Source organism: Bradyrhizobium sp. SZCCHNS3016 (genome assembly GCF_032484535.1).
Taxonomy (GTDB): Bacteria; Pseudomonadota; Alphaproteobacteria; order Rhizobiales; family Xanthobacteraceae; genus Bradyrhizobium.
This window is the reverse complement of the sequence record NZ_JAUETE010000021.1, coordinates 1-26,838: the sequence shown is the minus strand read 5'-3', so window position 1 is coordinate 26,838 and position 26,838 is coordinate 1. Positions and strand designations below refer to the sequence as shown.

Genomic DNA, 26,838 nt, shown 5'->3' with positions numbered 1-26,838 from the left:
TTACGTCCGCATCTCAAGATTGTGGTCAGGAAAATTGACTTCGTGGCGATGATCGATAAGATAATCTGATGATACATTTGACGATGCGGCAGCTTCGCTATTTCGACGCGCTGGCGCGTCTGGGGCATTTCGGCCGCGCCGCCGAGGCCTGCGCGATCTCGCAGCCGGCGCTGTCGATGCAGATCAAGGAGATGGAGGAGGCGCTCGGCGGCGTGCTGCTGGAGCGCAACGCCCGCCAGGTCGTGCTGACCCGGTTCGGCGAGCAGCTCGCCGAGCGCGTGCGCGAGATCCTGCGCTCGGTCGATGAGCTCGGCGACTTCGCCCGCGCCTCGCGCGACAAGCTCACCGGCCGGCTCCGGCTCGGCATGATCCCGACGATTGCGCCTTATCTGCTGCCCAAGGTGATCGGGAACCTGACGCGCAAACATCCCGAGATCGACATCCACGTCCGCGAGTCCAAGACCCCGACCTTGATCGAGGAGCTGGTCGAGGGCCGCCTCGATGCCGCCATCGTCGCGCTGCCGGTCTCGGAGCCGTCGCTGACTGAGGTCGCGCTGTTCGCGGAGAACTTCCTGCTGGTGCGGCCGCCGGAATATGAAGGCGCGGCGGTGCCGAGTGGCGAGATGCTGCGCGAGATGCGGCTGCTGTTGCTGGAGGAGGGGCACTGCTTTCGCGACCAGGCGCTGTCGTTCTGCAACATGCAGGCGCCGCGCGAGATGCTCGATGCCTCCTCGCTGTCGACCCTGGTGCAGATGGTGGGCGCCGGCATGGGCGTGACGTTGATTCCGGAGATGGCGGTCGGCGTCGAGACGCGCTCGGCGTCGGTGTCGCTGGCGCGCTTCGCCGATCCGCAGCCGCAGCGCACGGTCGGCATGGTCTGGCGCAAGACCAGCCCGCTCGCCAAGCAACTGATGCAGATTTCCGAGATCGTCGGCAGCGCGGCCGAGGGTCTGCGCAAGCAGGCCGCGACCGGGCAGGGCCGCAAGCGGCGAGGGTGAGCGCAGCCGTCGTGCGTTTCCTCCCGGAACGTCCCGCGATGCGGAGATTTGTCCGTCTCCTGCCGGAGAAGGAGAACGGGCGGCAGCAGCTCTCTACGGCTATGTCGGCGTCGGCTACGGGCCGTACTACGGTCGTCCATACGATGCCCGTCCATATTGGCGGCATCGCTATGATGGTTGGGTGGTCCTTCGCGCGGCCCGTGGTGGTGAGATCGGCCGATTGATCCTCTGACACGAGATCGTCTGCGCGCCAGATCGCGCAGGCGATCTGGCGTGACGGCTTGCCGGATGATGAGACCTCCGCTGCGCCCCGCTGGGTCGGAACGCGCCGTCGTGATGGCCTCTGATGTTCTGCTTTCCCATGGCATAAGTCTTGTATCGATCTCCGCGAGCGGTTGAACGTCCGACGCGCATGCGGTGTGGCGATGCCGTCGGATTGTGATCTCGGTCGGTCGGTTCGCCGCTCGCGCGGCTTGCTGGTCGAGACCGCGTGCCTGGAGAACGGTCCATGTCTGAGCCGCGCAATGCCCGGGAGCTCTGGGCTGCCACGATTATCGATTGGCTCATCGAGAACGCGAGCCTCAGGCGGGAGCGCGTCGACCTCGCGCGGAAGTTCACCCAGGAGCCCTACAATCTAAGCGTCGTCAGGGTCCTGACCATGATGGACGAACTCGTTGCGCGCTACAATGCAGCGAGCGGCGCCAGCCTCGTGCTGTCGCAGAACTGGCGCCTGGCGCATCGCAGCGACACGGTCGGTGACTTCATCGCGGCTTTCCTGCAACTGGTACTTCCCGAGGGCCGCGGCGCCACGACGGACGACGCCGCGAGGGACAACGGCGTAGCGACGTGCGGCGGCGTGTCGGAAAGCCGACAGGGCCGGACGCAGTCACGCCGCATCGATGCGCTGCGGGCTAGTCCGGGCGGCGACTGGAAGCCGGTCGATTTCGAGATCATCGCCTCGCAATACGCGATCAAGTTTCGCAAGATCACCGGCACCCACGAGGTGTTCCTGCATCCCGCGGTCCCGAATTGCGTGACGATCCCGCTGAAGGCGAGGATCAGGCCGCCGCATGTCCGGGCCTTCGTGGCGATGATCGACGGAATGGACGAGGCGGCGCGATGAGCGATTCCCGCGTCTATGCCTATGAGGTCACGGCGCTCGGCGCCGAGGATGGTGGCGGCTTTCTCGTCACCTTCCCTGACATCCCCGGGGTCATCGGCATCGGCGCCCACGCTGAGGAGGCGGTTGCCGACGGTCAGCAGGCGCTGTTGGCATGTCTCGATGCGCTCAAGGCCGTCGATCGCGGGCCGCCGGTCCCGGCCGCGGCGCGAGCTGCCGTGCCGTTGGCGTGATTCTTGATGTGAGGTCCGGGACGCCAATGCGACGGGAGACAGCATGCCATTGACAGAGGACGCCATCCAGGTCGGCAAGTGCTACAAGACGAAGATCGCCGAGAGCTACAAGGTGCTGTCGATCACGCGCGGCATCGTCACCTATCAGACGCTGACCTCGCCCTTGCGTATCAACACCGGCATCAAGGCGTTCGCCGACGCCGTCTACAAGGAGATCAACTGTCCGCGGCAGGGCTAGCGATCCGGCGGCGGCCGTATCGTGCGGCACGCGGACCGGGGGCAGGCGGCAGGCTCGGGGCGGACAGAGAGCGCATCACGTCTCCTCCGTCATTGCGAGGAGTGTCAGCGACGAAGCAATCCAGACTGCCTCTACGGAAAGACTCTGGATTGCGTCGCAGCGCTCACAATGACGTGGAGAAGGCTCGCCTTTGTTCACGCGCTGCGGAGGTAGGAATGAAAGTCGAACAGCGCGATGACGGCGTGCTGGCCGTCGTCGACGAGGAAGGCCGCGTCTGGGCGCAATGCGCGCGGTCCTCGCAACATGCCGATGAGACGGATTACGTGATCGAGGGGCCCCTCAGTGGATTCGTCTATGAGGACGGCACGTTCACGGCGGACAGCGAGCAGGCCTTCCGCGCCTGGCTCGCCGACCGCCTGATCAGCGACGAGCTCTTCCATGTGAAGGACAGGGAGACCGCGTTGGCTCTGTGCCGGCGTATCGCGATCGCGGCCCGCGAGATCCTGAAGGACAAAGCTGGCCCGGCTCATTGTTGAGTGTCCCTGCGTTCCCCTGCGCCATCGCAGATCGCGATCCGGGCCTCAGCCGGGGTCCGGCCTTCCTCTCGCGCTCTCCTCATTCAGAGGGACATGATCGATGCACGACCTGGGCGCAGGGCGCCGCGCGGGATGAGCGGCAAGGTATCGATCGGCTTCGTCGATTTTGCGGCGTTCTCGTTCGATTTCGATTGAGTTCGTTGCGGTTTGTTCGGATCGTTTCTGGTGCGGGACTGGTGCGGCCCGTCAGGGGCAACATCCTCTCTAGGCTGAAACAGGGGCTCGATTCCGCAGGGAACCTTAAGATCACTTGGCAATCAGGGGGCCACCTCGTGTTGTCCGGACGCCATCATTGGTACACAATGCATTTTCCGAGAGCTGGCAAACGCTGAGTCCTCAAAAAAAGACCGGCTGGAGGCATGCCTGGGCCGTAGAGCCTTCCTGCACACAAGCGGCTGAGCTTCGCGATTGGGAAGTCCCGCCCAGTCTAACTGAGGGAGTGTCGGTCAAACTCCCCCGTCAGATAACGACCTTCCGCCACTTGCAGCGCATGATCGTCTCGGTGTTGCCGGATGGATTGATGCCGGTGCCGACAATGACCGTGCCATCGGCGGCGACGCTGTTGTGCCGGCCTGAGATATTAATCCGGAAGCAGTCGGCGGACAGGGATCGATCGCATACCAGCGGCCGCAGTCTGGCGAACCGCGTTCTGACGCGGGAAGCAGGAAGACGTGAGAGTGTTGCCCCGCAACAGCCGCCCTTTGCGGGTCAACGTGGAGAGCAGAGTACAGATTCTGTGACGAGTGCAGTTAACGCGTAAGGAGGCCTTGCGGTAGCGTAGGCTTCCTCGGCTGCGCTATTTCAGCGTCGACAGATAGGCGACGACGTCGGCCCGCTCCTTCGCGTCCGCCAATCCCTTGAAATACATCTTGACGCCGTGAACGTCCCCGCGCGGATCGGCGATATAGGCATCCAGCGCGGTCGTGGTCCAAGGCGCGCTGTTTTTTTTCATGCCCTCGGAATAGGCGTAGTCCGGTACAGCCGCCGGTTGCCGTCCGACGATGTTCCAGAGGCTCGGGCCGACCTTGTTGATGCCTATCTCGGCAGAGTGGCAATTCTGGCAGATGCGCTGGAAGATGCCCTTCCCAGCGACGGGATCCCCATCCAGCGCCCGGGCGCTCGACGCCAGACTTGCGAGAACAACGACAAGAACGATGCGGCGGAGCATGCGAATCCTTCCCTTTTTGATCCGGAGCGGGCGCGGGCCAGCCTCGCGGCCATGCCGCTGAGCCGATCCGCGCAGATGATCTGACGACAGCCCGGCTCAAGTCCTTGTTCTGGATCAAGCCGCGCAGTTGCCGTTGCTGCTCAATTGGCTTAATCTTCTAAAAAAACGAACGATCACCAACACGAAACCCAAAGTGTCGTTCTGGGAGGTGCCCGGTGGGAGACGCCGATCCTCGGCCCGCGCGTCCGTCTGGCGTGATTGCGGCGAAGTCGAAGGCTGCGACGGAGGCCGCCGCGGCGGCCGACATCTGCGGCCAGTTGCCGGCTGACGGCTTGGCCATGGTGCTGATCTTCCTGTCGCCCCACTACGACCCAAACGCGTTCATGGCGGAAGTGACGACCCGTCTCGCAGACATCCCCGTGTATGGTTGTACGACGGCTGGAGAGCTGTCGCCCGATGGCTGGGACGACAACAGCGTCGTCGCTCTCGGCTTTGCCGCCGATGATTTCACGGTATTCGCACAGCCCATCTTCGGGCTGTCGGGCTTCCGCGTCGACGAGGGCCGCCGCCTTGGCATCCAGTTGAGGCAGGATCTGTCGCGGCACGGCGGTCGCGACGATGACGGCGTGTTCGGGCTCGTCCTGATCGATGGCATGTGCCAGCGCGAAGAGGCGATCATGTCGGCGATCTATGCGTCGCTCGACAATATCCCCTTGGTCGGCGGGTCGGCCGGCGATGGTCTGCGCTTCGAGCGCACCTGGGTCTTTCACGACGGCAAAGCGCATACGGACATGGCGGTGCTGATCCTGATCAGGACGTCATTGCCGTTCCGGCTGTTCAAATGTGACAATTTCGAGCCGACCTCGACCAAGATGGTGGTGACGGAGGCCGATCTCGAACAGCGTATCGTCAAGCAGCTCAATGCCGAGCCGGCGGCGGAGGAATATTGCCGCGCGGTGGGCATCGCGGATTCCGAGCTCGACCCGTTCCTGTTTGCAGCCCATCCGGTGCTGGTGCGCGTCGGCGGCTCCTATTTCGCGCGCTCGATTCAGCGCGTCAGCCCTGACGGCTCGCTGCGGTTCTTCTGCGCGATCGACGAAGGAATGGTGCTGACGGCGGCAAGGTCGCGCAACTCCGTGGCCGCCGCCCGCGAGATGCTGGCCGAGGTTCGAGACGACATCGGCGAGGTCTCGATCTTCATCGGTTTCGAGTGCATCCTCCGTCGTCTCGACGCTGAGCAGCATCAGTTCGCGCGGGAAATGTCCGAGCTCTATCGCGATAACCGGATCGTCGGGTTCCATACCTATGGCGAGCAGTACGGTTCAATGCACGTCAATCAGACGCTGACCGGCGTCGCGATCGGCAAGCGTCCAGGGGCGCAGCAATGACTGTTGCCGGGTCTCCGGAAGACCTGCAGCGCGAGGCGGCCAAGCTCAGGAAGATCAATGCCGCACTGATGTCCCGGGTCGAGCGCTCGATAGACCAGCAGTTCAATGCGTTCTCACTGTTCGAAACGGCGATCGCACTCGATCAGCAGGTGCGCGAGCGGACGCGGCAGCTGCGCGATGCGCTGCGTTCGATCGAAACGGCCAACAAGGACCTGTTTCGGGCCAAGCAGCAGGCCGAAGCGGCCAGCTCCCTGAAATCCTCGGTTCTCATCTCCGTCACGCATGATCTGCTTCAGCCACTCAACGCGGCGCGGCTGACGCTGTCGACCTTGGCGGACGAAGTCTCGTCCGATCGTGGCACAGCCATGGTCGGCCAGGTCGACCATTCGCTGGCCATGCTGGAAGATTTGCTGCGGTCCCTGCTGGAGATTGCCAAGCTCGATGCCGGAGCCCTGCGGCCCGACGTGAGGCCCGTTCTGATCTCGAGCCTGTTCGAGCCGCTCGAACGCGAATTCGCCCCGATCGCGGCCAAACGCGGGTTGTCCTTGCGCATTTGTCCCTGCTCGGTCGCGGTGGTCTCGGATGCTATGATGCTGCGGCGCATCTTGCAGAATCTCCTCGCGAACGCTCTGCGCTACACGCGGCGAGGCGGCGTCGTCATGGGATGCCGGCGCGGACCGGGGGCAGGCCGGGTTCGCATCGAGGTCTACGATACCGGCCCTGGCATTCCCAAGCCGCAGCAGGAAGCGATCTTCCTCGAATTCCAGCGCGGTCATTCGAGCGCCGAGGACCAGGCCGGCTTTGGGCTCGGCCTGTCGATCGTCCGTCGCTTCGCCAATGCATTGGACCATGAGGTCGGGCTGGCTTCGCGGGTTGGCCATGGATCCACATTCAAGCTCGCGCTCGACCGGGCAGACCCGGCAGCCGTACCGCCGGATCCGCATCCTGCTGAGCACGTCGAGCACGATTATGGCGGGCTCGAAGGCGCCAAGATCCTGTTGATCGAAAACGACCTGGCCACCGCCGATGCCATGGTCGGTCTGCTGGAGAAATGGGGCTGCGACGTCGTGGCCACGGTCTCGTCGAAGGACGCGCTGCAGCGCCTGAGTGCGCTCGGGGCGGCCCCCGAGGCGATCATCGCGGATCTTCACCTGGATGGCGACGAGAGCGGGCTTGCCGCCATCCGGGACATCCGGCAATTCCTCAGCCGAGATGTTGCGGCCATGATCGTCACCGCTGACTATTCCGAAGATGCAGCCAGGGAAGCGAGCCAATACGGGCTCGAGATCCTGACCAAGCCGGTCAGGCCTGCGGAGCTTCGCGCGCTGTTGTCGTTCCTGCTGTCATGAGCGCGTCAACGCCGCTCGCCCGCGCCGGCATGCGCGGCCCGCTGATGAGGTTCACGAAGTCGATCTTTTCCATCTCGATGATGGCCTTGGTCCGGCTCATCACGCGGAGCTTTCGCAGGATCTCAGAGACGTGGACCTTCACCGTCGTCTCGCAGATCCCGAGCTCGAAGGCGATCTGCTTGTTCTGCAGTCCGCGGCGGATCAGGTCGAGCACGCGCAGCTGCTGCGGCGTCAGCTCGTGAAGACGCTTCAGGAGATATTGAGCGGGAAGTCGGCCACGGCGCACGCCGGCGCAGAGGGAGCCACCTTCAATGTGGACCTCGCCGCGCAGCACCGCCTTGATCGCGTCGGCCAGTTGCTGCTTCGAGGTTGATTTCGAGATATAGCCGGAGACACCCAGCGCGAGAACATGGGCGACGAGGCGCGGGTCCTGATGCGCGGAAACCACCAGGATCGGTGTGCGCGGCGCGGTCTTGCGGATGCGGATCACGCCGGAGAGCCCGGTCGTTCCGGGTGTTGAGAGGTCGAGCAGGATCAGGTCGAATCTCGGAGGCGATGACAGAAGATCGACGGCCATGTCGATGGATGTTGCCTCGCGCATCTCGGCATCAGCCAGAGCGGAGCGGATCGCGCTCTCCAGCGCCTCGCGAAACAGCGGATGGTCCTCGACGATGAGCAATCGAGCCACGTGCCTGTCACCCCCCGGCCGGATCGGAGATCCGGTTTGTTCATTGTCGCGGATCTGACATTCAAACCAGTGCGCGCGCTGCGTCTTCGAAAGAACGTCAGGGCCGGAGCACCAGCGATAGCGCGTCGGTCGGCCTCAATCAACGACCAAGACGCCATCAACGGTGCGACGCCTGCGGCGGCCGTCACCTCTTGCAGCGCAGCAATAGCGCTACGGGTGCTTTCTGCGCGAGGCGTTGCGCGATCCCTGGCGGTCGGCCGGAACGGGCAGCGCGATCTTGCCGATCTCGATAACGGCCTTGTTGCGGCTGAACAGGCGGAGTTTTCTCAGGATCTCCGTGATGTGCGCCTTGACGGTCGACTCCGCGAGTTGAAGCTCGCCCGCGATTTCCCGGTTCTGATAGCCACGCCTGATCAGGTCGAGGACGCGAAGCTGTTGCGGGGTCAGCTCCTCGAGGCGCGCCTGCAGCGCGCGGGCGGAGCCGTTGCCGTGGCGCTCGGCCACGGGCACGAAGTCCTTCGGGACCGAGATCGAGCCGCTGAGCACGCGCTCAATCGCGGACGTCAGCTCACGCTTCGAGGTGGACTTCGGCAGATAGCCGGCGGCGCCGAGCGAAAGCGCCTCGCGCACGACGTTGAGGTCTTCATCACTGGAGACGATCGCGACCGGAAGCCGGGGATGCGTGGCACGAAGCCGCAGGAATCCTGAGAAGCCCACGGCATCGGGCAGCGTCAGGTCGAGCAGCGCCAGGTCGATGTCGGGTTCTAGCGCGAGGGTGTTGAGCGCATCGGCAATCGACAGCGCCTCGAAGATCTCGGCGTCAGGATGCGCCAGACGCACCGCATTGCCAAGGGCTTCGCGAAACAGCGGATGATCGTCGATGATCAGAAAGCGCGTCATGTCCGCCCCCCTCACTTGCCCCCTGCACGCGCCAGGTGATCCGGCAGATCGAGCGGCCGGTGTCCGCCTCCTTCAATTGGCCGTTTCGGACGACTGCACGGTCTGCAGGAACGCATAGATGCTCTCGAACTGCTCGTCGGTAAAGACCTCCTTCCAGGCCGGCATGCCCTTGGACGGACGGCCTTCATGCACGGTGGTCCAAAACTTGTCGCGCATATCCTCGCCATAACGGGTCTGCAGCCGCCGCAGGTCGATCTTCCGTTCCGCCTGCACGGCGTCCGGTCCATGACAATGTGCGCAGGTGCCGTTGAAGATCTCCTTGCCGGCGCTGACCGCCTCGGTCTTGGAATCGCTCGCAGCAGCCGAGTCCGAAACCCTGATCACGGCCGCCTCGGCGACCGGCTGGCGGAGAAGCTGAGCAGGGTCAGTCGTCGACGCCAGCTTGATCGGGCGCGGCACGGCGCCGAGCCTGATCGACGGCTCGCTTGGCAGTCCGTATTTGACCGCCAGCTCGGCGATCCGCGATGCGAGCTGCGGCAGGGCGGCGTCGATCTGATCGCGCAATTGCGTGGAGCTCTTGGCAAGGCCGATTGCGGCATCCCAGGACAGACCGTCGCCCTCGACCGGCTGGATCCGGAAGCTGCTCTGGTAGGTCGTCTTGTTAAGCCAGCCTGCAACCGGCCCCCAGACGAAGGCGATGTCGGCCTTGCCGTGAGCCAGCGCCGCCAAGCCTTCGTCCGGCGTCAGCACCGTCACCTTCTCGATGTCGTCGCGCTGGGCCAGCAGATTTTGCGGCGTGGTCTGGTATTGCACGGCGACGCGCTTGCCTCGGAGTTCGTCGATGCTGTGGACGACGAGCGTTCCGCGGCTGACAAGCGCGTAGGTCTCGGTCGCGATCTTCTTCGAGAAGATCACCGTCGGTCCCATGAAATCCGAGGACAGCGGCAGGCCGATCATCGCGTCGCACTGCTTGCCCAGCAGCGTCACGCGCACGGTTCGCTTGCCGAAATAGGATTTGTACCAGTCATACGTCACGGGGCGGCCGAGCTCACGCGACAGCGCCTGGCCGACCTCGAGATAGAATCCCGGCTGCGTTGGATTGTTGCTCGAAAACGGAAGATTGGTCGGATCCGCACAAAGCCGCAGCGGCTCCGCCTCGTTGGCCAGGCCCGCCGCCGACGCGACCAGCACGGTGGAGGCCACCAAGGCGACGAGAGCTGTCGCGCTTGCTGCCAGTTCGGCGGCGGCCCGCCAATTAGAGCCAGTCTGACGGCGATTCAGGCGCATCCTCGATCCCTCAGGTCTTGTTTATCTGTTTGTACGGCTCGGTCTCGCGGCCGGACCGTCTTCGTCCGCTTGATGCGGATTGGCTGAACGCTGCGCGTGTCCCGCGTCCGGGGACACGCGCATCCGTCGCGAGCGTTGCGGCTATTGAACCGCGAAGACGAACAGGGCGCCGCCTTCGGGAGCCGCGTTCGTCATCTTCTTGCCGATCTCGCCCAGGAAGGCCGGGATCGAGGCGGTGCGGCCGACGACGACGGCGACGTACTGCTTGCCGTCCACCGAATAGGTCACCGGACCGGCGCCGATGCCGGAGCCGAGATTCTTCTTCCACAGGATCTTGCCGGTCTTGGCGTCGATGGCGCGGAAATCGCCGTGCAGATTGCCGGAGAACACCAGGCCGCCGGCGGTGCTGAGCGTGCCTCCGTTGAACGGAAGGTCTTCCTGGATCGACCACACCTTCTTGTTGTTCACGGGATCCCAGGCGATGAGCTCACCGAGGAAGCCGCCGGGGCCTTCCTTGGTCGGGAATTCCGCACCGAGATAGAACACACCGCGCTTGTAGGAGACGTCGCTGACCGACCAGTCCATGCAGACATTGTTCGCCGGGATGTAGACCAGGCCGGTGTCCGGATTGTACGACATCGGCTGCCAGTTCTTGCCGCCGATCAGGTTCGGGCAGACGTCCTTGACGGGATGTCCAGGGCCCGGCCGTTTGTCCGGATCCTCGACCGCGCGCAACGTCGAGGTGTCCCATTTCTGCGCCCAGTTGGCGAAGACGTACTTCTCGGCCGAGATCACCTTGCCGGTCTCGCGGTTGGCCACGAAGAAGAAGCCGTTGCGATCGGCCTTCATCAGCGTCGGGACAGCCGCACCGCCAACCTTGAGATCGGCGAGAATAGCCTCGTTGACGCCGTCATAGTCCCAGGCATCGGCAGGCGTCGTCTGGATGTGCCACTTGATCTTGCCGGTGTTTGGATCGAGCGCCAGCGTGGACGCCGTATACAGATTGGTCAGCTTGCCGAAATCGCCATTGCCGGTCGAGCGCACAGCGGTGTTCCAAGGACCGGGGTTGCTGGTGCCCCAATAGACCGTGTCGCTCTTCGGATCGTAGGAGCCGACCAGCCAGGCCGCGCCGCCGCCATGCAGGCCGGTGTCGCCCTTCCAGGTCTCGCTGCCAGGCTCGCCGGGCGCAGGCACGGTATAGGTCTGCCAGACCATCTTGCCGGAGTTGATGTCGTAGGCCTGCAGCGAGCCGCGCACGCCGTACTCGCCGCCGCCGAAGCCGGTGATGACCTTGTCGCGCACGACCAGCGGCGGCGAGGTGATCACCGAGCCCTGCTTGTAGTCGACCACCTTGGACGTCCACAGCTCCTTGCCGGTGGCGGCATCGAGCGCGGTCAGCTTGCCGTCGAGCCGGCCGACGAACAGCTTGCCGTCGGCATAGGAGATGCCGCGGCTGTTCACGTCGCAGCAGGCATATTGCAGTGTATCGTCCGGAATGTCCGGCTCATAGGTCCATTTGCGCGCGCCGGTCGCGGCATCAAGCGCATAGACGTATTTCGGCCCCCACGACGTCGAGACGTAGAGCGTGTTGCCGATCACGATCGGCGAGGCCTCGTTCGAGCGTAGCGAGGCCAGAGAGAACGAATAGACCAGCGACAGCTTGCCGGCGTTCTCGGTGTTGATCTCCTTGAGCGGGCTGAACCGGGTGTTGCCGTAATCATGGCCCGCCATCGCCCAGGCGCCGGGCTCGCCGGCGGCCTTCAGCGCCGAGTCGTTGGCGCGGACGCCAAGCGTGCCGGCGACGAGGAAGGCAACCGTCGAGATGCCAGCCAAGAATCTCCTGCTCGTGAAATTCATCAGTTCCCTCCGCATACTTCTTTGTTGTGGCACGTGCGCGCCAAGCCCCAGATGTGCAGTCGCGCTGCAAGCATCGGGAGCGATTACAGCATCAGCTCTGCCAGGCTCTCATAGGCGGAAGGTAGTAGGCCGTGGGGCTGCCGTTGAACGTCGATTCTCCAGCAGTTTCGTGGACTTATGAAGTCGGGGCGCCAAATGTCCGACTTCAACACGATGGTCAATCGCGTGATCAAGGAAGCGGGTATCGACAAATTCACGATACGTGACTTGAGGCGCAGCTTACGCACCGTCGTGCCGCGCGCGTCTACGTCCCATCGATAAAAAGCTCGCCGGCAATCTGGGCCATCAGCGCGGGAGCAGGGGTGGTCCGGCAGAGGGCAGCGGACGAGGCACTGACGACTGCACAGCCGATGACTGCGCCCTGGGTTGCGTCGGTTTATGCTGCGGGATCGGGGCCGCTAGCTGCTGGGACGGCGACGAAGGCGGGGTTGTCGACATTCTCTGTCTGATGTCGTCTGCGACAGCTTGCAGCGTCGCAATGCTCTGGGCCATCTGCTCTTGCTTGCCGGTGAGTTGCTCGACGCTGCGCCGCACGACATCGAGATTGAACGCCAGGGGCTCAAGCTGCTGCATCGGGTCCGGGACAGTTGCAGCAATGGCTGGCGACTTCGTCGTCGAGACGGATAACAACCAGCCCAGCGATGGAGCCCGGGCCACCACCTTGTCCCTTGCTGCGTTACCGTAGGACTGCCAGGCAAGGGTGGCGCCGATACCGATGAGAACTGCAATAACGAGCCGGGCAAGGGTGTGGAGTGTTCGCCTGCCAATCGACGGCCGGTCGCTCGCGACATTGTCGTCGTTGAGGCCGGAGGGGCGAGGAGAACGGCCAGGCGGTTTCATGGGCCGTCCAATCCGCGGATCGAATCGGGCGTTTGGATCGCGCGCAGGCCCGTCCCACGCATTCTCTACGAGAGGTATGCTTTGCGAGTACATAAGTAGCTCCTTCCTGACTATTCACGGATCGTGATCGCGAGCTAAGCCTGCGCGACGAGTTTCAGCACAATCAGTCTCAGCAATGTCGATTTTCCGGACCCGTTCCGATTGTTCCGGGGCGTGAAGCCAGGGTCGACCGGCTTGATGCCTTGGTCATCACGGCATGGCGATAGACAGTTTCGATTCCTTTCCCGAAGGCGTCGACGGAATATTGCGTCGTTGCGCGAAGCCGGGCGGCATGGCCCATGCGCCAGCGCCGCTCTGGATCGCGGAGCAATGTCTCGATTGCTTCCGCCAACCGAACATGATTGCCAGGTGGAACGGTGATGGCCTCGATGCCGTCGCGCGCCACGCGTGGAACGGCCGTGTCAAGCCATGTATTGATGATCGGCCGTCCCGCCGCCATCGCTTCCAGTTGAGCGATGCCAAACGTTTCCGCATTGGTCACGGACGGCAGGACAAAGACGTCCGCTGTACACATGAGACTGGCGAGTTTGGCCTTCGGCGCGGAGCCGAGCAGGCGGACGCGATCCGCGACGCCGAGGCTATGAATCATTCGTTCAAGCCGCGCCCGTTCTGGACCCTCGCCGATGATCCAGACCTCAAAGCGGTGGCCGACCGCCGCTCGCACCAGCACATCGAAACCCTTGTAGGGGACGAGTTGCCCGCAAGCCAGCACAAGCCGTCCACGATCGCGTTCGGCAGCGTCATTGTCGCGCGGCTCCGGCCAATCGTACTTCGAGGCATCGACGCCGAACGGAACGACGTGACATTTCTCAGCGAATTCCTGCAGCAGCGGGCTGCTGTACAGCAGAATGGCATTGGACACGATGATTGCGTCCGCCTGCCGCAGCGTCCGGCGCAACAGCGGTTTCATAAACCACCTCAGTCCGGCATGCGAAACGATGTCCGCATGGTAGTGCACGACCAAAGGTCGATCGCGGCCCAACCCCAGGGCGAGCATGAGATCGGCGAGCGAAAACGGTGCATGAAGCGCGAGCAGATCGTGATCGGCGACCTGGCGCCACAACCGCAGCGGATAAGTCGGCGCGGCCGGAAGCGAACCTACATCGCCGAACGAGCGCACGCGCTCGATCGTAACGCCGTTCACGACGATGCGCCGTTGCCCGTTCGACTTGGAGCAGACCAGCACGCAGGCGGTGAACGCGTCTTTCAGTCCTGCGCATATGTCGCGGATCACCGACGGGGCTCCGCCGAACAGGTCGGGATAGCAGTCATTGAAGATGTGAAGCACCGAGAGGCGCCGAGAGGGAGCGAGCATGGCCGAACTCTCCATGACTGAGCGCCTCCTTTATATGTGGGAAAATTTCACACGTCAATTGATCTCGACGGAAAAGTGGGATTGTATCCCACGGGACTCGCCGCTACAATTTCGCCATGAACGCCAAATCCCGGAGATCGAAGTCGGCTGCGCATCAGCCGATTGCGGCGGCGAGCCTGCGCGCGCCCTTGGCGCGCCTGCTGCGCCCGCTGGTGCGGCTATGCATCCGCGGCGGAATGACATTTCCTGAGCTGGCTCAGCTGTTGCGAGAACTCTTCGTCAATGTTGCCGAGCACGACTTTGCCCTGGAGGGAAAGGAGCAGACTGACAGCCGCGTGAGTCTGCTCACCGGAATTCACCGCAAGGAGGTTGCGCGGCTGCGCGGCGCCGGTGCGCCGGTCAATGAAACGCCTGCCACTCTGTCGCTGACCAGCGCGATCATGGCACGCTGGCTCGCCGCTCCGGAGTTCACGGACGCGAACGGCGATCCGCTGCCCTTGCCGCGCATGGCCAGTGGCGATGCGCCCTCGTTCGAGCAGCTCGTCAGTTCGATCACGAAGGATGTCCGCCCGCGCGCAGTGCTGGATGAATGGCTGGACCGCGAGCTCGTGACCATCAACGGCGATGAAGAGATCGTGTTGGTGGATACTGGCTTCGTTCCGCGCGGCGACGACGAGCGCAAATGGCACTATCTCGGCCGTAACCTGCATGATCATATCGCGGCAGCCGCCGAAAACGTATCCGGGCCAGCACCCCGTTTCCTCGAACGCGCGGTGCACTATGACGGCCTTTCGGCCAAGCTCGCAAAACGTCTCGAAGGGCGTTCGCGCGAACTGGCCATGGACGCCCTGAAGATCGCCAACCGGGAAGCAAACCGCGCGCTCGCCAGGGACAAGGGCGGCGACCACCGCTGGAATTTCGGCATCTACATTTACAGCGAAGGTCCGGACGACGCGGCGAATGGTGATGCTGACGAAGGCGGCTCGTCATGACCAAGCAGCCCGTCATCTCGCGCCGCTCGTTGCTTTTGGGACTCTGGCTTGCCGGATCGTCCTCCGCCTGGGCGCAGGTGCGCCGCGGCAGCGATCAGGGTATCGGCGGCACCGGTATCACGCGTGGCCACGATCAGGGCATCGGCGGCACCGGCATTGTTGGCGTCATTCAGCGTTTCGGCAGCATTTTCGTCAACGGCCAACGCATCAGCTATGCGCCGAACGTCCCGGTGCGGATCGATGGCGAACCGGTATCGGCGAAGGCGCTCAAGATCGGACATCTGGCTCGTGTGCTGGCGCTGCCGCAGGCGAACGGTTCGCTGATCACCCGTGGCGTCAACGTGGTCAGCGAGGTGATGGGGCCGATCGAAAGCGTCAGGGACGGCGAGATGACCGTGCTGGGCCAGCGGATCATAGCGGCCGGCCACGAAAGCTGGCGCCATCCGGGCGTCAATGTCGCGGTCTTCGGAGTGCGCCGCATCGACGGCGTGATCGTCTCAAGCCTGGTCGAGCAACGCCTTAACGCGACAACGCGGGTTTCCGGACCACTCGAACGCGATCGCGGCGGCCTGCGAATAGGCGGGTTGCGACTCAACGGCGCCGATGCCGCACTCGTCGGACAACGTGTTCAGGCTGAGGGCCGCGTTACGCAAGGCGTGATGCAAATCTCGCGCATAAGGGCTGACGACCTCTCTGATTTCTTCGGCGCGAACCGTCTGTCGATCGAAGGCTATGTCCGCCGCGTCGGCAGCTATCTGCAATTCGGCTCGGGCTATGTCGCGCATGACAATAGTCGCTTCGCATCCTCAGGTAATGCCCGCGTGGTCGTGAACGCCACCTTTGACAGTTCCCGTGGCTTGCGGGTTGAATCCATCCAGTCCGTCAACAAATTTCCGGGTGACTCGATCCAAGGCACGAGATCCGAGCAAACTCCGGGCGCGACGCCCGGCGGCTCGGACGTCCCGGGCGGCGCTACTGTGCCAGGCGGCGGTCCTCCCGGGCTGGGCGGTGGCGGTCCTCCCGGCCTTGGCGGCGGCGGTCCTCCCGGCCTTGGCGGTGGCGGTCCTCCCGGCCTTGGCGGTGGCGGTCCTCCCGGCCTTGGCGGTGGCGGTCCTCCCGGCCTTGGCGGCGGCGGTCCTCCCGGCCTGGGCGGCGGCAGTCCTCCCGGCCTGGGCGGCGGCCGCGGCCGGCGATGAACAACGAAGATTTGGCAGAGCGGGCGAGAGGCGCGCGCTCGCAGCGTCGTCCAGCTTCGCTATGCGATTCATCGCGAGCAACTTGCGCTGCGAACAGCTAGCCCGAGTTCGCGGATTCGCGCTCGAAAATCGGGATTTTGCGATTTTTTGTGGAGCTAAGTAATTGATCTGCAAAGGGTGGGGTGTTCGATTTCGGCCGAGAATGGCTGTAGTGAAGACCTCCCCGATTCCCAAGGGCGCGGCGATGCGGGTGGATTCGCCGCGCGATGTTTCTGCGACGCACGGAGCGACGAGCCCGCGGCTGAGCAGAATATGAACAACCCGACGGCGCTCGCCGCTCTGGCGAGCGCCGTCTCGCAGACAGTGCGACGACAGAAGATTGGCTGAGTTTCCGCTGATCGGCGGAGAGACGTTTGGTGGATCGAAGCGGATGCGGAGAGCACGCTATCTTGCCGGCGATGACAACTCGATTGAGACGTCGAGCGCGCTATTGTGTCTGTGTTGCCCCGCGATCCTGACGAGGACATGTGCGCCCGCTTGGCAGGCGGGGCTGAGCACGGACTCCCGGATGGACCACCAGATGTCATCACCGCGAGATCACGACGGAAGCCGGACCAATGCTATGTTGTCGACCGCTCGTGTGTAGCCGTGTAGTATCGAACAGAGGAGACGATCATGTCGAATAAGAAGGCGGAGAGACGCCCGATGTAAGCGTCCGGCCGCTGCACATGGCCTCAGATCTTGACATGATCGGCCGGCTTCCAGCTCCACGGCAGCACGTCGCCGTTGTGAGCCATCGGACGCCGAACCTGGCAGTGTTTCCGCACGAACGAAAAGTGGACGTTTCTGGTGCGCCGAGCCCGCAATGGCAAAATCACACAAGCCGTTCATTGAGATCGCTGGTGGGCCCGGCAGGACTCGAACCTGCAACCAGACCGTTATGAGCGGTCGGCTCTAACCATTGAGCTACAGGCCCCGCGGCGCGGAGGTCTTGCCGGCGGCGGGCAGGAGCGGGCCTGTCCGGCGCGGCGTGGGAACCCCAACGACGGTTCGGGCTCCGTTTACAGCCTGGCCAGCCATCCGGCAATGCCGCTACTGGATCGTTTTGGCGCGCCGCCGTCGCCGCCGGCCCGGTCTCGGCCCGCCGCGACGCTAGTCCACCGAAACCCCGGCGAATTCCACCACCTTGCGCCACTTCTCGGTCTCGTCGACGACCAGCTTGCCGAACTCCGCCGGCGTCATCGCGCGCGGGATGCCGCCGGTCTCGGTGAGCCTTGCCACCAGCTTGGGGTCCTTCAGCGCCTCGCCGACCGCCTTGTTGAGAATCTCGACGATCTCAGGCGGCGTGCCCTTGGGCGCCGAGATGCCGTAGAAGCCGACCGATTCGTAGCCCGGCACGGTCTCGGCGATCGCCGGGACGTCCGGCACCGTCGGCCAGCGCTGCGGCGAGGTGACGCCGAGCGCGCGCACGCTGCCGCCGCGCGCCTGCTCCAGCGCCGTCGGCAGATTGTCGAAGATCAACTGCACCTTGTTGGAGATGATGTCCGGGAACGCCAACGCCGAGCCGCGATAGGGCACGTGCAGCATGTCGCATTTGGTCATCGCCTTGAACAGCTCGGCCGCCATGTGCACCGAGGTGCCATTGCCCGAGGAGGCGAAGGCGATCTTGCCGGGGTTGGCCTTGCAATAGTCGATGAACTCCTTGACGGTCTTGGCCGGCACGTCGTTGCTCACCACCAGCATGTTGGTGAGCTGCATGATGCTGGCGACCGGCACCGTGTCGCGGATGAAGTCGTAAGGCAGCTTCTTGTAGAGCGAGGTGCTGATCGCGTTGTTGGGCGCGACGAACAGCAGCGTGTAGCCGTCGGGCGGCGAGTTGATCGCGGCGGCGGCCGCGATGTTGCCGCCCGAGCCGGTGCGGTTCTCGACCACGACCTGCTGGCCCAGTCGGTCGGACAGCCACTGCGCCATGATACGGGCGACGATGTCGACCGGCCCGCCGGGGGCGAAACCGATCAGCCAGCGGATGGGACGGTCCGGATAGGCGGCGAGCGCCGGCCCCGGTTTGGCGGCGAGTCCCGCCGCCACGATCAGCCCGAACAGCAGCGCGCGCGCCAGCTTCATGCTCGTCTTCCCCCATCGATTGTTGCCGTTCAGCTCGCGTGCGGCGGCCCGGTCGCCCGCGGCCGCCGATCGTTCAGTGCGCCATCACTTCTTGATCAGCGGACACGCCGGATCGGGCGGTCCGAACGCGTCATCGCCTTTGATGGTCGCGAGGATTTTGTAGTAGTCCCACGGATATTTGCTCTCCTCCGGCGATTTCACCTGCGCCAGCACGAGATCGTGCACCATGAGATTGTCGGCGCGCAGCTTGCCGTTGCGGGCGAAGAAGTCCTCGACCGGCGTGTCCCGCATCTTCGCGGCGACCGCGAGCGGATCGTCGCTGCCCGCCGCCTTGATGGCGTTGAGATAGTGCATGACTGCGGAATAGACGCCGGCCTGCCACATCGTCGGCATCCGGTTCATCTTGGCGAAATAGCGCTTCGACCATTCGCGCGTCTTGTCGTCCATGTCCCAGTAGAACGAGGTGGTGAGCAGGAGCCCCTGCGCCGCCGGAAGGCCGAGCGAATGGATGTCGGTGACCAGCGCGAGCAGCGCCGCCATCTGCTGGCCTCCCTTGAGCAGGCCGAACTCGGATGCGGTCTTGATCTCGTTCATGTTGTTGGGCGGGCCGGCGGCGATGCCGATGATCTTGGCCTTGGAGGCCTGCGCCTGCAGGATGAAGGACGACAGATCCGGCGTCGCGAATGGCGGCCGCACCGCGCCCACGACCTTGCCGCCATTGGCGGTGACGACGCTCGACGCGTCGCGCTCCAGCGAATGGCCGAAAGCGTAGTCGTCGGTGATGAAGAACCAGCTGTCGCCGCCGCGCTTGACGACCTCCTTCGCCGTGCCGGTGGCGAGTGCGCGGGTGTCGAACACCCATTGCATCGCGTAGGGCGAGCAGAACTTGCCGTGGAAATCGGCGGAACCGGTCGACTGCGTGATGAACAGCTTCTTCTTCTCGGTCGCGATGGTCTGCACGGCGAGGCCCACCGCGGAGACCGGCACGTCGACGATGAGATCGACCTGCTCGGTGTCGTACCAGCGGCGCGCGATCGCCGCGCCGATGTCGGGCTTGAGCTGATGATCGCCAACGATGACGCTGATCGGCTTGTCCAGCACCTTGCCGCCGAAATCATCGACCGCCATCTGCGCCGCGGTGACGGACCCTTGTCCGGTCGGCGTCGAGGCCGGGCCGTTCATGTCGCTGAGCACGCCGATCTTGACGACGTTGTCGGAGATCTCGGCCTGCGCGGCGGTCGTGACCAGCAGCGCGGCTGCGGCCCACGCCGCTCGCTTCAAACAGCTGAGTTGCAATCAGTCCTCCACCGATACCGGCATGATGCCGTTGTTTGTTCCGGCTCTGCCGGCCGGTCCGCCTATCTGCAATCAATCCGGGGCGGCCGTCAATCATGCCGGACGGCGGAGTGGTGGGGCGATCCTGTGCGCTGCAACGCCGCAAGCAGCGAGGTCGTCGCTCACGCGCGCAGGCTCCTCGGCCGTTCAGGCCTTGGCGGTCTTTTGCTCCTCGTGCGCAGCCTCCCACACCTCGCGTGCGGCGTCGGCGTTCATCAGCGCGATGCCGACGCCCACGATCAGGTCGGGCCAGATCGAGGGCCACACAAAGGCGGTCACGAGACCGACCGCGATGATCGCGATGTTGGCGAAGGCGTCGTTGCGTGCGGACAGGAAGGCGGCGCGGGTCAGGCTGCCCCGGTGGTCCCTGACCCGCGCCAGGATCAGCGCGCAGCCGAGATTGACGATCAGCGCGCCGAGGCCGGTCACGGTGAGCGGCAGCGGCGCGGGCACGATCGGCGTGAAGAACTTCTCGCCGGCGGTCCACAGTCCGGCGACCGCCGGCGCCAGCAGGATCAGCGCCAGCACCTTGCCGAGCAGCGCCCGCCGCGGCGGGCTCCAGCGCAGCGCCAGCGCAATCAGGATGTTGACCGAGGCATCTTCCAGAAAGTCGACGCTGTCGGCGAACAGTGACACCGAGCCGATCGCCAACGCCACGGCGAACTCGATGCCGAAATATCCGAGATTGAGCACGGCAACGGCGAGCACGGCGCGGCGGACCATGGTTGTCGCGTCCATCAGGCGTCCTCAATCCTCGAGAGCTGCGAGCCGCTCCGCCTCGGCGAGGTCGAGCGCGGTATTGGCATTGAAGAACGGATCCAGCGGAACCGACGGCCAGCTCACGGTCGCGACCTTGTAGCGCGCCGTGAAGCGGGTGACCTTCCGGATGTCCTCCGCGACCAGGGCGTGGCGGAGGTCCTCGCGCAGCCCGACCGGCCACAGCCCGATCACTGGGTGGATCTGTCCGGCGGACGCCGCCAACGCCAGTTCGGCCTGCTCCGCCGCCCGCGCTGTCGCCAGCCGTGCGACCAGATCACGCGGCAGGAATGGACAGTCGCCGGCGGCGCTCAGCATCCACCGTGCCTCCGGCATGTGCGCCGCAACCCAGTCGAGGCCGGCGAGAATGCCGGCGAGCGGGCCCGGAAAGCCGACGACACCATCCGGCACGACTGTCAGGCCGTTGCCTGCGAAGCGCGCCGGGTCGCCATTGGCATTGAGGATCAGCCGGCTGCACTGCGGCGCCAGCCGCGCGATCACGCGCTCCAGGATGGTGCGGCCGTCGACCATGCGCAACGGCTTGTCGCCGCCGCCCATCCGCTGCGCGCGACCGCCGGCGAGCAGCACGCCGGGGATCGAAGTCGAGGTCATGGCTGTCATCGCGGGTTCGTTACCACGACTGCTGCCAGGGCGTCAGCGTTGGGCGCGCACGATCCACCATTTGCGCCTGCGGGGCGGCCGCCCCGGGCACGCCCCTCGCTTACGGGCCTTGCCTGGTCCGCGGGGCTGCTGGCATGACAGCGCGAAGCGTGGATATGGCGTTCCACCCGGCCTTCGGGCCATCGATCGATCCCGCGCTCCTGGCTGTGCGAAAGCGCCGGGGCTTTTCTGGAGACCGCGATGAAAGTCATCGGCCTCGCCGGCTGGAGCGGCGCCGGCAAGACCACGCTGCTGACGCGGCTGATTCCTTATCTCAAGGGGCAGGGACTGCGCGTCTCGGTGATCAAGCATGTCCATCACAAGTTCGACGTCGACGTTCCCGGCAAGGATTCGTGGCGGCATCGCGAGGCCGGTGCCGAGGAGGTCCTCGTCGCGTCGGGCACGCGCTGGGCGCTGATGCACGAGCTGCGCGGCGCAAGGGAGCCGGCACTCGCGGAGCTTCTGGCGAAGTTGTCTCCCGTCGATCTGGTCGTCATCGAAGGCTACAAGGCCGGGCCGCATCGCCGCATCGAGGTGCATCGCACAGCCAACGGCAAGCCGCTGCTGTTTCCCGATGATCCAGGCATCGTCGGGCTCGCCAGCGACGGCGATGTCGAGACCGCGCTGCCGCGCGTTCATCTCGACGATATCCCGGCGATCGCGGCGCTCGTCCACCATCTGGCGATGCCGCTGGCGGACGTTCTGGCGTTGTGCGACAAACTTGGTGTTCCGTGATGGAACTCGCGCGAGTTCGCAACGCCAGTGTTCCTCTGGCATCCCAGGAACCCAGTTCAGGGTTCCCGTGATGGTGCGGCCCGGTTGACGTGCCGGAACCGCTTGGCCATGGTCGCGCACATGATGATGACGAGGCTGGATCTGACGGGCCTGAAGTGCCCACTGCCGGTGCTGAAGACCCGGAAGGCGTTACGGACGCTCAAGGCGGGAGAGCGGCTCGAAGTGTGCTGTACCGACCCGCTTGCGGTGATCGACATCCCGAATCTGGTACGGGAGACCGGAGATCGGGTGGAGAGCGTCGATCGCACCGAGCGCGGGATTCTGTTTCGGATCGAGAAGGCGGCGGGACCGGCCGGATGACCCGTGCGGCGGTGAACATCCTCTGCTGCAGGTTGCTCGAACTACGTAGTTCGCGGGTGCGATCTCGACGCATCGATGTGTCAAGGGATCGTGCTGCTTCCTATCGTCGCAGCGGCGTCAACCCGAGCTCACAACAATGCCGCGTTCTCAGTCCAGGCTTGCGACGCTGTTGCCAGGCAAGGACAAGTTGCTTCGTCTTCACGTTTCCGCGAGCGCCGCGCATGCGGCGTTAAGCCGTGTCCCGTCGCTGATCGCCCGGACATCTCATTAGTTGATTCCATCAGGAATGGTCGTGACGCGTCCGGAAAGTAATCGAGAGCAATGTGGCTACAGCCGTGAGTGGCGGTCGCGTTGGTTGCACGTGAATTTGTGTGTTTGTTAGCAACACATTCCCGCTGCATTGCGATCAATCCACGAAGATCGACCGATTATTACCATTTTACTATCGACAATTTGCCTCAGTTCTGCACCAATTGAGACGCTTCCGCGGAGGTTGCGGGAGACGAGTCATGCCCGCTGGGGAGCGGGCCAGGCAGAACAGCGGCACAAAGATGGTGAGGGCATAACGTCTCGGGTGGGGTGTTATGCGCATCGAGCCAATGATGAACGTTTGTGCGTTGCGGGACTGCTCTGGTACGCGATAGCGGGCGGGGTGAGTGGGCGTATTGATTCTGATCAAGGGGACAGAACATGACGTTGTTGCGTTGGACGGGAGTCCGTAGGGGAGGAATGCATGGCTACCATTGAAAGCGCGGGCACGCTCCCGGGCTCGCAAGCGGGGATCTTCGACCGTGAGCACACGGTCGCCAAGGCGGGGTTCAACCGCTGGCTGGTTCCTCCGGCTGCGCTGTGCATCCATCTGTGCATCGGCATGGCGTATGGCTTCTCGGTGTTCTGGCTGCCGCTGTCGCGCGCGATCGGCGTGACCAAGACCCAGGCCTGCCCGGACATGACCCTGGTGCAGGAGCTGTTCACGACGACCTGCGACTGGAAGGTCGCAAGCCTTGGCTGGATGTACACCCTGTTCTTCGTACTGCTGGGTGGCTCCGCGGCGGTCTGGGGTGGCTGGCTCGAGCGGGCCGGACCGCGCAAGGCGGGTGCCGTCGCGGCCTGCTGCTGGGGTGGCGGCCTGCTGATCGCAGCGCTTGGCATCTATGTGCACCAGCTCTGGATGATGTGGGTCGGCGCCGGCGTCATCGGCGGCATCGGCCTCGGCCTCGGCTACATCTCGCCGGTGTCGACCCTGGTGAAATGGTTCCCGGACCGGCGCGGCATGGCGACCGGCATGGCCATCATGGGCTTCGGCGGCGGCGCGATGATCGGTGCTCCGCTCGCCAACCTGCTGATGAACTACTTCAAGACCCCGACCTCGGTGGGTGTCTGGGAGACTTTCGTCACGATGGGCGTGATCTACTTCGTCTTCATGATGATCGGTGCCTTTGCCTATCGCGTCGCTCCGGTCGGTTGGCAGCCCGAAGGCTGGACGCCGCCTGCGGTCAAGAAGGCAATGATCTCGGAGCACCATGTGCATCTCGACAACGCGCACAAGACTCCGCAGTTCTGGCTGGTCTGGTGGGTGCTCTGCTTGAACGTGTCGGCAGGCATCGGCGTGATCGGCATGGCCTCGCCGATGCTGCAGGAGATCTTCGCCGGCAAGCTGATCGGTCTGCCCGACGTCAGCTTCAACCAGCTCGACGCCGGCCAGAAGGCCGCGATCGCGGGCATCGCGGCAGGCTTTGCCGGCCTGTTGTCGTTGTTCAACATCGGCGGCCGCTTCTTCTGGGCGTCGCTCTCGGATCACATCGGCCGCAAGAACACCTATTACTGCTTCTTCCTGATCGGCATCGTGCTCTATGCGCTGGCGCCGACCTTCGCAGCGATGGGGTCCAAGCTGCTCTTCGTGGGGGCCTTCGCCATCATCCTGTCGATGTATGGCGGCGGCTTCTCGACCGTACCTGCCTATCTGGCCGACCTGTTCGGAACCCAGTTCGTCGGTGCCATCCACGGCCGGCTGCTGACCGCCTGGGCGACAGCCGGCATCATCGGCCCGGTGGTCGTCAACTACATCCGCGAGTTCCAGCTCGCCGCCGGCGTGCCGCGCGACCAGCTGTACAACACGACGATGTATATTCTCTGCGCCATGCTGCTCGCCGGCCTGATCTGCAACTTCCTGATCAAGCCCGTCGATGACAAGTGGAACATGAGCGCGGACGAAGTCGCGAAGTACCAGGCGGAGCTCGCCAAGAACGAGTCGGCGATCCAGCACGGGTCGTTCGGCATCGGCAAGGGCGGCCTCGACGTCAAGGCCGCCCTGTTCTGGGCCTTCGTCGGCGTGCCGCTGGCCTGGGGCGTCTGGAAGACGTTGGAAAGCGCGGTCAAGATCTTCTGACCGATCGACGATGATACAAAAGGGGCGGCCGGATCGGCCGCCCCTTTTTTTGCGCGGTGCTGCGCGGCCGCTAGGTGGAAGCTCGCTTACCGCGAAAGCGCCGAACCTCCTTGCACTTATTGATTTCCTATACGAGACGAATTCGGCCTCTCTCGCATTCCTACGCTGCTGGGCTCCATCTTCCGCCTTGCCGGCCGGATCTGGCGCCGGCCCGACGGAGAATGGACATGAGCGCGGTTGACCTGTTTCGCGAAGCCCGCGGCGCTATCGGCCTGAGAGCCATCCGGCGGCCGCATCCAATCAAGACGCTGCGCGGCATCTTCAGGACCATTCATGCCGCGATCGCCGCGGCCAAGCTGCGGCGCTTGCGCAACGAGCTGCTCTGTCGGCGCAGTTCCGTGGCGTCTCCGTCGCTGCCGGGTGATGCGAGAGTCCGGCCGCGGTCGCCGCAGATTGTTGACGACAAAGGGAGCTTCTGAACGATCGGTCCTCGCGGCACCGCGCGGTGGGCCCTCTCAACACCGGACCTCCTGCCTCCGTGACGCGGCTGCGGTGTGAGCGCTGAGCAGCGTCATGGCCTGCATGACGGCTGCCATCGTGGGAGAGTCCAAAGCTGTCAATGGCAGACGAACGCCGGCCGCGATGAGCCCCTGGAGACTGAGCGCGTATTTGACCGAGGCCGGCGTATCGCGGCTGAACGCCTCGATCAGCGGCAGCAACTGATGATGCAGCCGTCGCGCCGCGCGCCAGCGGGCGCGCTGACAATAGGCGAAAAGCGCGCGGCAGAGCTGCGGTGCGACGTTGGCTACCAGCGAGATGTTGCCGTCACCTCCGGCGGCCGCGAACGGCACGGCCATCGCATCGTCGCCTGACAGCAGGCGGAAGCCGATCGGAAGCCGTGATCGCAGATGTACGGTCCGTGCGATATCGCCGGTGCCGTCACGCAGGCCGACGAATTGCGCCCACCGCGCAAGGCGCACCAATGTATCGTCGGGCAGTGCGCGTCCCGTGCGCGACGGGCAATCGTGCAGAATGACCGGCAGCGCCGTCGCGTCGCCGACGGCGCGGAAATGCGCGTAGATTCCCTCTGCCGTAGGTCGGTTGTAGTAAGGGACCACCGACATGATCGCATCCGCGCCGGCGGCTGCTGCCTGGCGGGTGTTCTGCACGGCCTGGAGCGTCGCGTTGGATCCCGCTCCGGCGATGACGTGGACCCGATTGGCGGCCGCCGTCACTGCCGTGCGAATGACCTGTTCGCGCTCTGCCGTGGTGAGCGTAGATGCTTCGCCTGCGGTCTCGCAGACCAGGATCGCGCTGGCGCCCGCTTCGATCTGCCGCTCGCACAGTCTGGCGAGCGCCGGGCGGTCGAGCGCACCATTGGCATCGAACGGGGTTGGAATGTCCGCGATGGTGCCGGCGAGCCAGCGTGCGGCCGATCCAGGCCGCATCCTGAGCGCATCGCTCATGCGACCGGGCGCCTTCCGCTCGCGAACAGCAAGCCGATCGGAGCAAGCCGGCCGTCGGTATCGAGCTCGATCGTGCGCGAGAGCTCGACGATGGTTTCCGGATGGTGGCCGTTCTCGAACAGCGCATATTTCATCGCCTCGGCACGGCTCACGAACAGCCCGCCATAGAGCCCATTCTGCTCCTGGGCGACCCACTGGCCACGGCCGTTCTTGCCGATGAAGACGAGCGCAGGGGCCGGCATGCTGCACGATGGGGGTTCGAGACTTTTCACGGGAGTGATCCTTGCTGTGGTGTGAGCAGGCCGGTCGGAACGATCGGCGCTCATGGTCGGCAATATCGAAGGCGAGGGGTAGGAATTCGAGATGGCGCCGCGTGCGATCGCATAAGAGCGGCGTAGGGGCGCTTAGTTTCCGGACGGCTGGATCAGCGCCATCACCGCGCAATAGAGCGCGGTGTAGCCGATCATCTCGTCCCAATGGTTCAGGCTCGCAGCGAACGCGCGCTCCCGGCGCAGCATCGCGAGCACGGCACACAGGATCGTGGTCATCCAGAGCAGGGCGGCGAGGCTGCGACCGAAGCCGATGCTGCCGAAGGTCGCGAACAGGATGAGGATCGCCATTCGCAGCAGAAATCGAACCAGCACCCTGGCGGCCGGAAGCTCCGCAGACTTGTCAGTGGAAAAGAACATCGCGGCAATGACGGCGGCTCAGAAATTGTCGCAGCAGAG

Annotated in this window: 27 protein-coding genes and 1 tRNA gene; 13 read left to right on the top strand and 15 right to left on the bottom strand. The window is 64.5% G+C overall.

Annotated features, from left to right (window positions below):
* The first annotated feature begins 68 nt into the window (after positions 1-68).
* From QW881_RS29375 to QW881_RS29355, 5 genes are all read left to right on the top strand, one after another.
* The gene (locus tag QW881_RS29375) at positions 69-998 is read left to right on the top strand and encodes a hydrogen peroxide-inducible genes activator (RefSeq protein WP_316158131.1); all 930 of its coding nucleotides are present in this window, start codon (positions 69-71) and stop codon (positions 996-998) included.
* Positions 999-1,506: 508 nt separating this feature from the next.
* Positions 1,507-2,121: a hypothetical protein gene (locus QW881_RS29370; protein WP_316158132.1), complete on the top strand. Its 615-nt coding sequence runs from the start codon at positions 1,507-1,509 to the stop codon at positions 2,119-2,121.
* Entirely contained in the window at positions 2,118-2,351 is a 234-nt protein-coding gene (locus tag QW881_RS29365; RefSeq protein WP_315755216.1) for a type II toxin-antitoxin system HicB family antitoxin, read from the top strand. Before QW881_RS29370 ends, QW881_RS29365 begins: the two co-directional genes overlap by 4 nt.
* 43 nt (positions 2,352-2,394) lie before the next feature.
* The gene (locus QW881_RS29360; RefSeq protein WP_315733718.1) at positions 2,395-2,589 is read left to right on the top strand and encodes a hypothetical protein; all 195 of its coding nucleotides are present in this window, start codon (positions 2,395-2,397) and stop codon (positions 2,587-2,589) included.
* Between the two features lie 215 nt (positions 2,590-2,804).
* Positions 2,805-3,125: a hypothetical protein gene (locus QW881_RS29355; protein WP_315755217.1), complete on the top strand. Its 321-nt coding sequence runs from the start codon at positions 2,805-2,807 to the stop codon at positions 3,123-3,125.
* 856 nt (positions 3,126-3,981) lie between these two features.
* On the opposite strand, the gene QW881_RS29350 is transcribed toward QW881_RS29355, so the two are convergent.
* Positions 3,982-4,353: a c-type cytochrome gene (locus tag QW881_RS29350; protein WP_316158133.1), complete on the bottom strand. Its 372-nt coding sequence runs from the start codon at positions 4,351-4,353 to the stop codon at positions 3,982-3,984.
* 215 nt (positions 4,354-4,568) lie between these two features.
* On the opposite strand from QW881_RS29350, the gene QW881_RS29345 reads away from it, so the two are divergent.
* Together QW881_RS29345 and QW881_RS29340 are read left to right on the top strand one after the other, a co-directional pair.
* Positions 4,569-5,741 (top strand): FIST N-terminal domain-containing protein, encoded by a 1,173-nt coding sequence (locus tag QW881_RS29345; protein WP_315778458.1) that lies wholly within the window; start codon positions 4,569-4,571, stop codon positions 5,739-5,741.
* Entirely contained in the window at positions 5,738-7,090 is a 1,353-nt protein-coding gene (locus tag QW881_RS29340; RefSeq protein WP_316158134.1) for a hybrid sensor histidine kinase/response regulator, read from the top strand. The genes QW881_RS29345 and QW881_RS29340 overlap by 4 nt, the downstream gene beginning before the upstream one ends.
* On the opposite strand, the gene QW881_RS29335 is transcribed toward QW881_RS29340, so the two are convergent.
* From QW881_RS29335 to QW881_RS29310, 6 genes are all read right to left on the bottom strand, one after another.
* On the bottom strand, positions 7,044-7,778 hold the full coding sequence (locus tag QW881_RS29335) for a response regulator transcription factor (protein ID WP_316158135.1): 735 nt from the start codon (positions 7,776-7,778) through the stop codon (positions 7,044-7,046). The two genes, QW881_RS29340 and QW881_RS29335, sit on opposite strands and share 47 nt — an antisense overlap.
* Before the next feature lie 210 nt (positions 7,779-7,988).
* On the bottom strand, positions 7,989-8,678 hold the full coding sequence (locus QW881_RS29330; protein ID WP_315755223.1) for a response regulator transcription factor: 690 nt from the start codon (positions 8,676-8,678) through the stop codon (positions 7,989-7,991).
* A 72-nt stretch (positions 8,679-8,750) separates the two neighbouring features.
* Positions 8,751-9,965, bottom strand: a complete 1,215-nt coding sequence (locus tag QW881_RS29325) for a c-type cytochrome (RefSeq protein WP_315755224.1) — start codon at positions 9,963-9,965, stop codon at positions 8,751-8,753.
* A 141-nt stretch (positions 9,966-10,106) separates the two neighbouring features.
* Positions 10,107-11,798 carry a PQQ-dependent methanol/ethanol family dehydrogenase gene (locus QW881_RS29320; protein ID WP_409998961.1) on the bottom strand — a complete coding sequence of 564 codons (1,692 nt, stop codon included), beginning with the start codon at positions 11,796-11,798 and terminating at the stop codon, positions 10,107-10,109.
* Positions 11,799-12,167: 369 nt separating this feature from the next.
* On the bottom strand, positions 12,168-12,722 hold the full coding sequence (locus tag QW881_RS29315) for a hypothetical protein (protein ID WP_315755226.1): 555 nt from the start codon (positions 12,720-12,722) through the stop codon (positions 12,168-12,170).
* Between the two features lie 169 nt (positions 12,723-12,891).
* Complete coding sequence (locus tag QW881_RS29310) at positions 12,892-14,112, bottom strand: glycosyltransferase (protein WP_315755227.1); 1,221 nt, start codon at positions 14,110-14,112, stop codon at positions 12,892-12,894.
* Between the two features lie 101 nt (positions 14,113-14,213).
* Between QW881_RS29310 and QW881_RS29305 the strand changes: the two genes are divergently transcribed.
* On the top strand, positions 14,214-15,089 hold the full coding sequence (locus tag QW881_RS29305; protein ID WP_315755228.1) for a DUF6502 family protein: 876 nt from the start codon (positions 14,214-14,216) through the stop codon (positions 15,087-15,089).
* A complete protein-coding gene (locus QW881_RS29300) occupies positions 15,086-16,285 on the top strand; it encodes a hypothetical protein (RefSeq protein WP_315755229.1) in 1,200 nt (399 codons plus the stop codon). Before QW881_RS29305 ends, QW881_RS29300 begins: the two co-directional genes overlap by 4 nt.
* Before the next feature lie 900 nt (positions 16,286-17,185).
* Here QW881_RS29300 and QW881_RS29295 read toward each other — a convergent pair.
* From QW881_RS29295 to mobA, 5 genes are all read right to left on the bottom strand, one after another.
* Positions 17,186-17,261: transfer RNA gene (locus tag QW881_RS29295), tRNA-Ile, on the bottom strand.
* A 176-nt stretch (positions 17,262-17,437) separates the two neighbouring features.
* Complete coding sequence (locus QW881_RS29290) at positions 17,438-18,409, bottom strand: tripartite tricarboxylate transporter substrate binding protein (RefSeq protein WP_315755230.1); 972 nt, start codon at positions 18,407-18,409, stop codon at positions 17,438-17,440.
* Between the two features lie 84 nt (positions 18,410-18,493).
* Positions 18,494-19,705 (bottom strand): ABC transporter substrate-binding protein, encoded by a 1,212-nt coding sequence (locus QW881_RS29285; RefSeq protein ID WP_315738686.1) that lies wholly within the window; start codon positions 19,703-19,705, stop codon positions 18,494-18,496.
* Positions 19,706-19,891: 186 nt separating this feature from the next.
* Positions 19,892-20,482: a cation transporter gene (locus QW881_RS29280; protein WP_316158136.1), complete on the bottom strand. Its 591-nt coding sequence runs from the start codon at positions 20,480-20,482 to the stop codon at positions 19,892-19,894.
* Positions 20,483-20,491: 9 nt separating this feature from the next.
* Positions 20,492-21,121, bottom strand: a complete 630-nt coding sequence (gene mobA, locus QW881_RS29275) for a molybdenum cofactor guanylyltransferase MobA (protein ID WP_316158137.1) — start codon at positions 21,119-21,121, stop codon at positions 20,492-20,494.
* Between the two features lie 240 nt (positions 21,122-21,361).
* Between mobA and mobB the strand changes: the two genes are divergently transcribed.
* The 4 genes from mobB to QW881_RS29255 all read left to right on the top strand — a co-directional run bounded on the left by mobB (position 21,362) and on the right by QW881_RS29255 (position 25,123).
* Complete coding sequence (gene mobB / locus QW881_RS29270) at positions 21,362-21,895, top strand: molybdopterin-guanine dinucleotide biosynthesis protein B (RefSeq protein WP_316158138.1); 534 nt, start codon at positions 21,362-21,364, stop codon at positions 21,893-21,895.
* Positions 21,896-22,015: 120 nt separating this feature from the next.
* Positions 22,016-22,255, top strand: coding sequence for a sulfurtransferase TusA family protein (locus tag QW881_RS29265; protein ID WP_315738740.1), 240 nt, complete (start codon positions 22,016-22,018; stop codon positions 22,253-22,255).
* A gap of 733 nt (positions 22,256-22,988) precedes the next feature.
* Positions 22,989-24,644, top strand: coding sequence for an OFA family MFS transporter (locus tag QW881_RS29260; protein WP_315755233.1), 1,656 nt, complete (start codon positions 22,989-22,991; stop codon positions 24,642-24,644).
* Between the two features lie 227 nt (positions 24,645-24,871).
* The gene (locus tag QW881_RS29255) at positions 24,872-25,123 is read left to right on the top strand and encodes a hypothetical protein (RefSeq protein WP_315738681.1); all 252 of its coding nucleotides are present in this window, start codon (positions 24,872-24,874) and stop codon (positions 25,121-25,123) included.
* Between the two features lie 36 nt (positions 25,124-25,159).
* Here the strand turns inward: QW881_RS29255 and dapA are convergent, their stop codons facing one another.
* From dapA to QW881_RS29240, 3 genes are all read right to left on the bottom strand, one after another.
* The gene (dapA, locus tag QW881_RS29250) at positions 25,160-26,110 is read right to left on the bottom strand and encodes a 4-hydroxy-tetrahydrodipicolinate synthase (protein WP_315755234.1); all 951 of its coding nucleotides are present in this window, start codon (positions 26,108-26,110) and stop codon (positions 25,160-25,162) included.
* Positions 26,107-26,382, bottom strand: a complete 276-nt coding sequence (locus tag QW881_RS29245) for a hypothetical protein (protein WP_315755235.1) — start codon at positions 26,380-26,382, stop codon at positions 26,107-26,109. Before QW881_RS29245 ends, dapA begins: the two co-directional genes overlap by 4 nt.
* A gap of 132 nt (positions 26,383-26,514) precedes the next feature.
* The gene (locus QW881_RS29240; protein ID WP_315755236.1) at positions 26,515-26,799 is read right to left on the bottom strand and encodes a hypothetical protein; all 285 of its coding nucleotides are present in this window, start codon (positions 26,797-26,799) and stop codon (positions 26,515-26,517) included.
* Positions 26,800-26,838 lie beyond the last annotated feature (39 nt).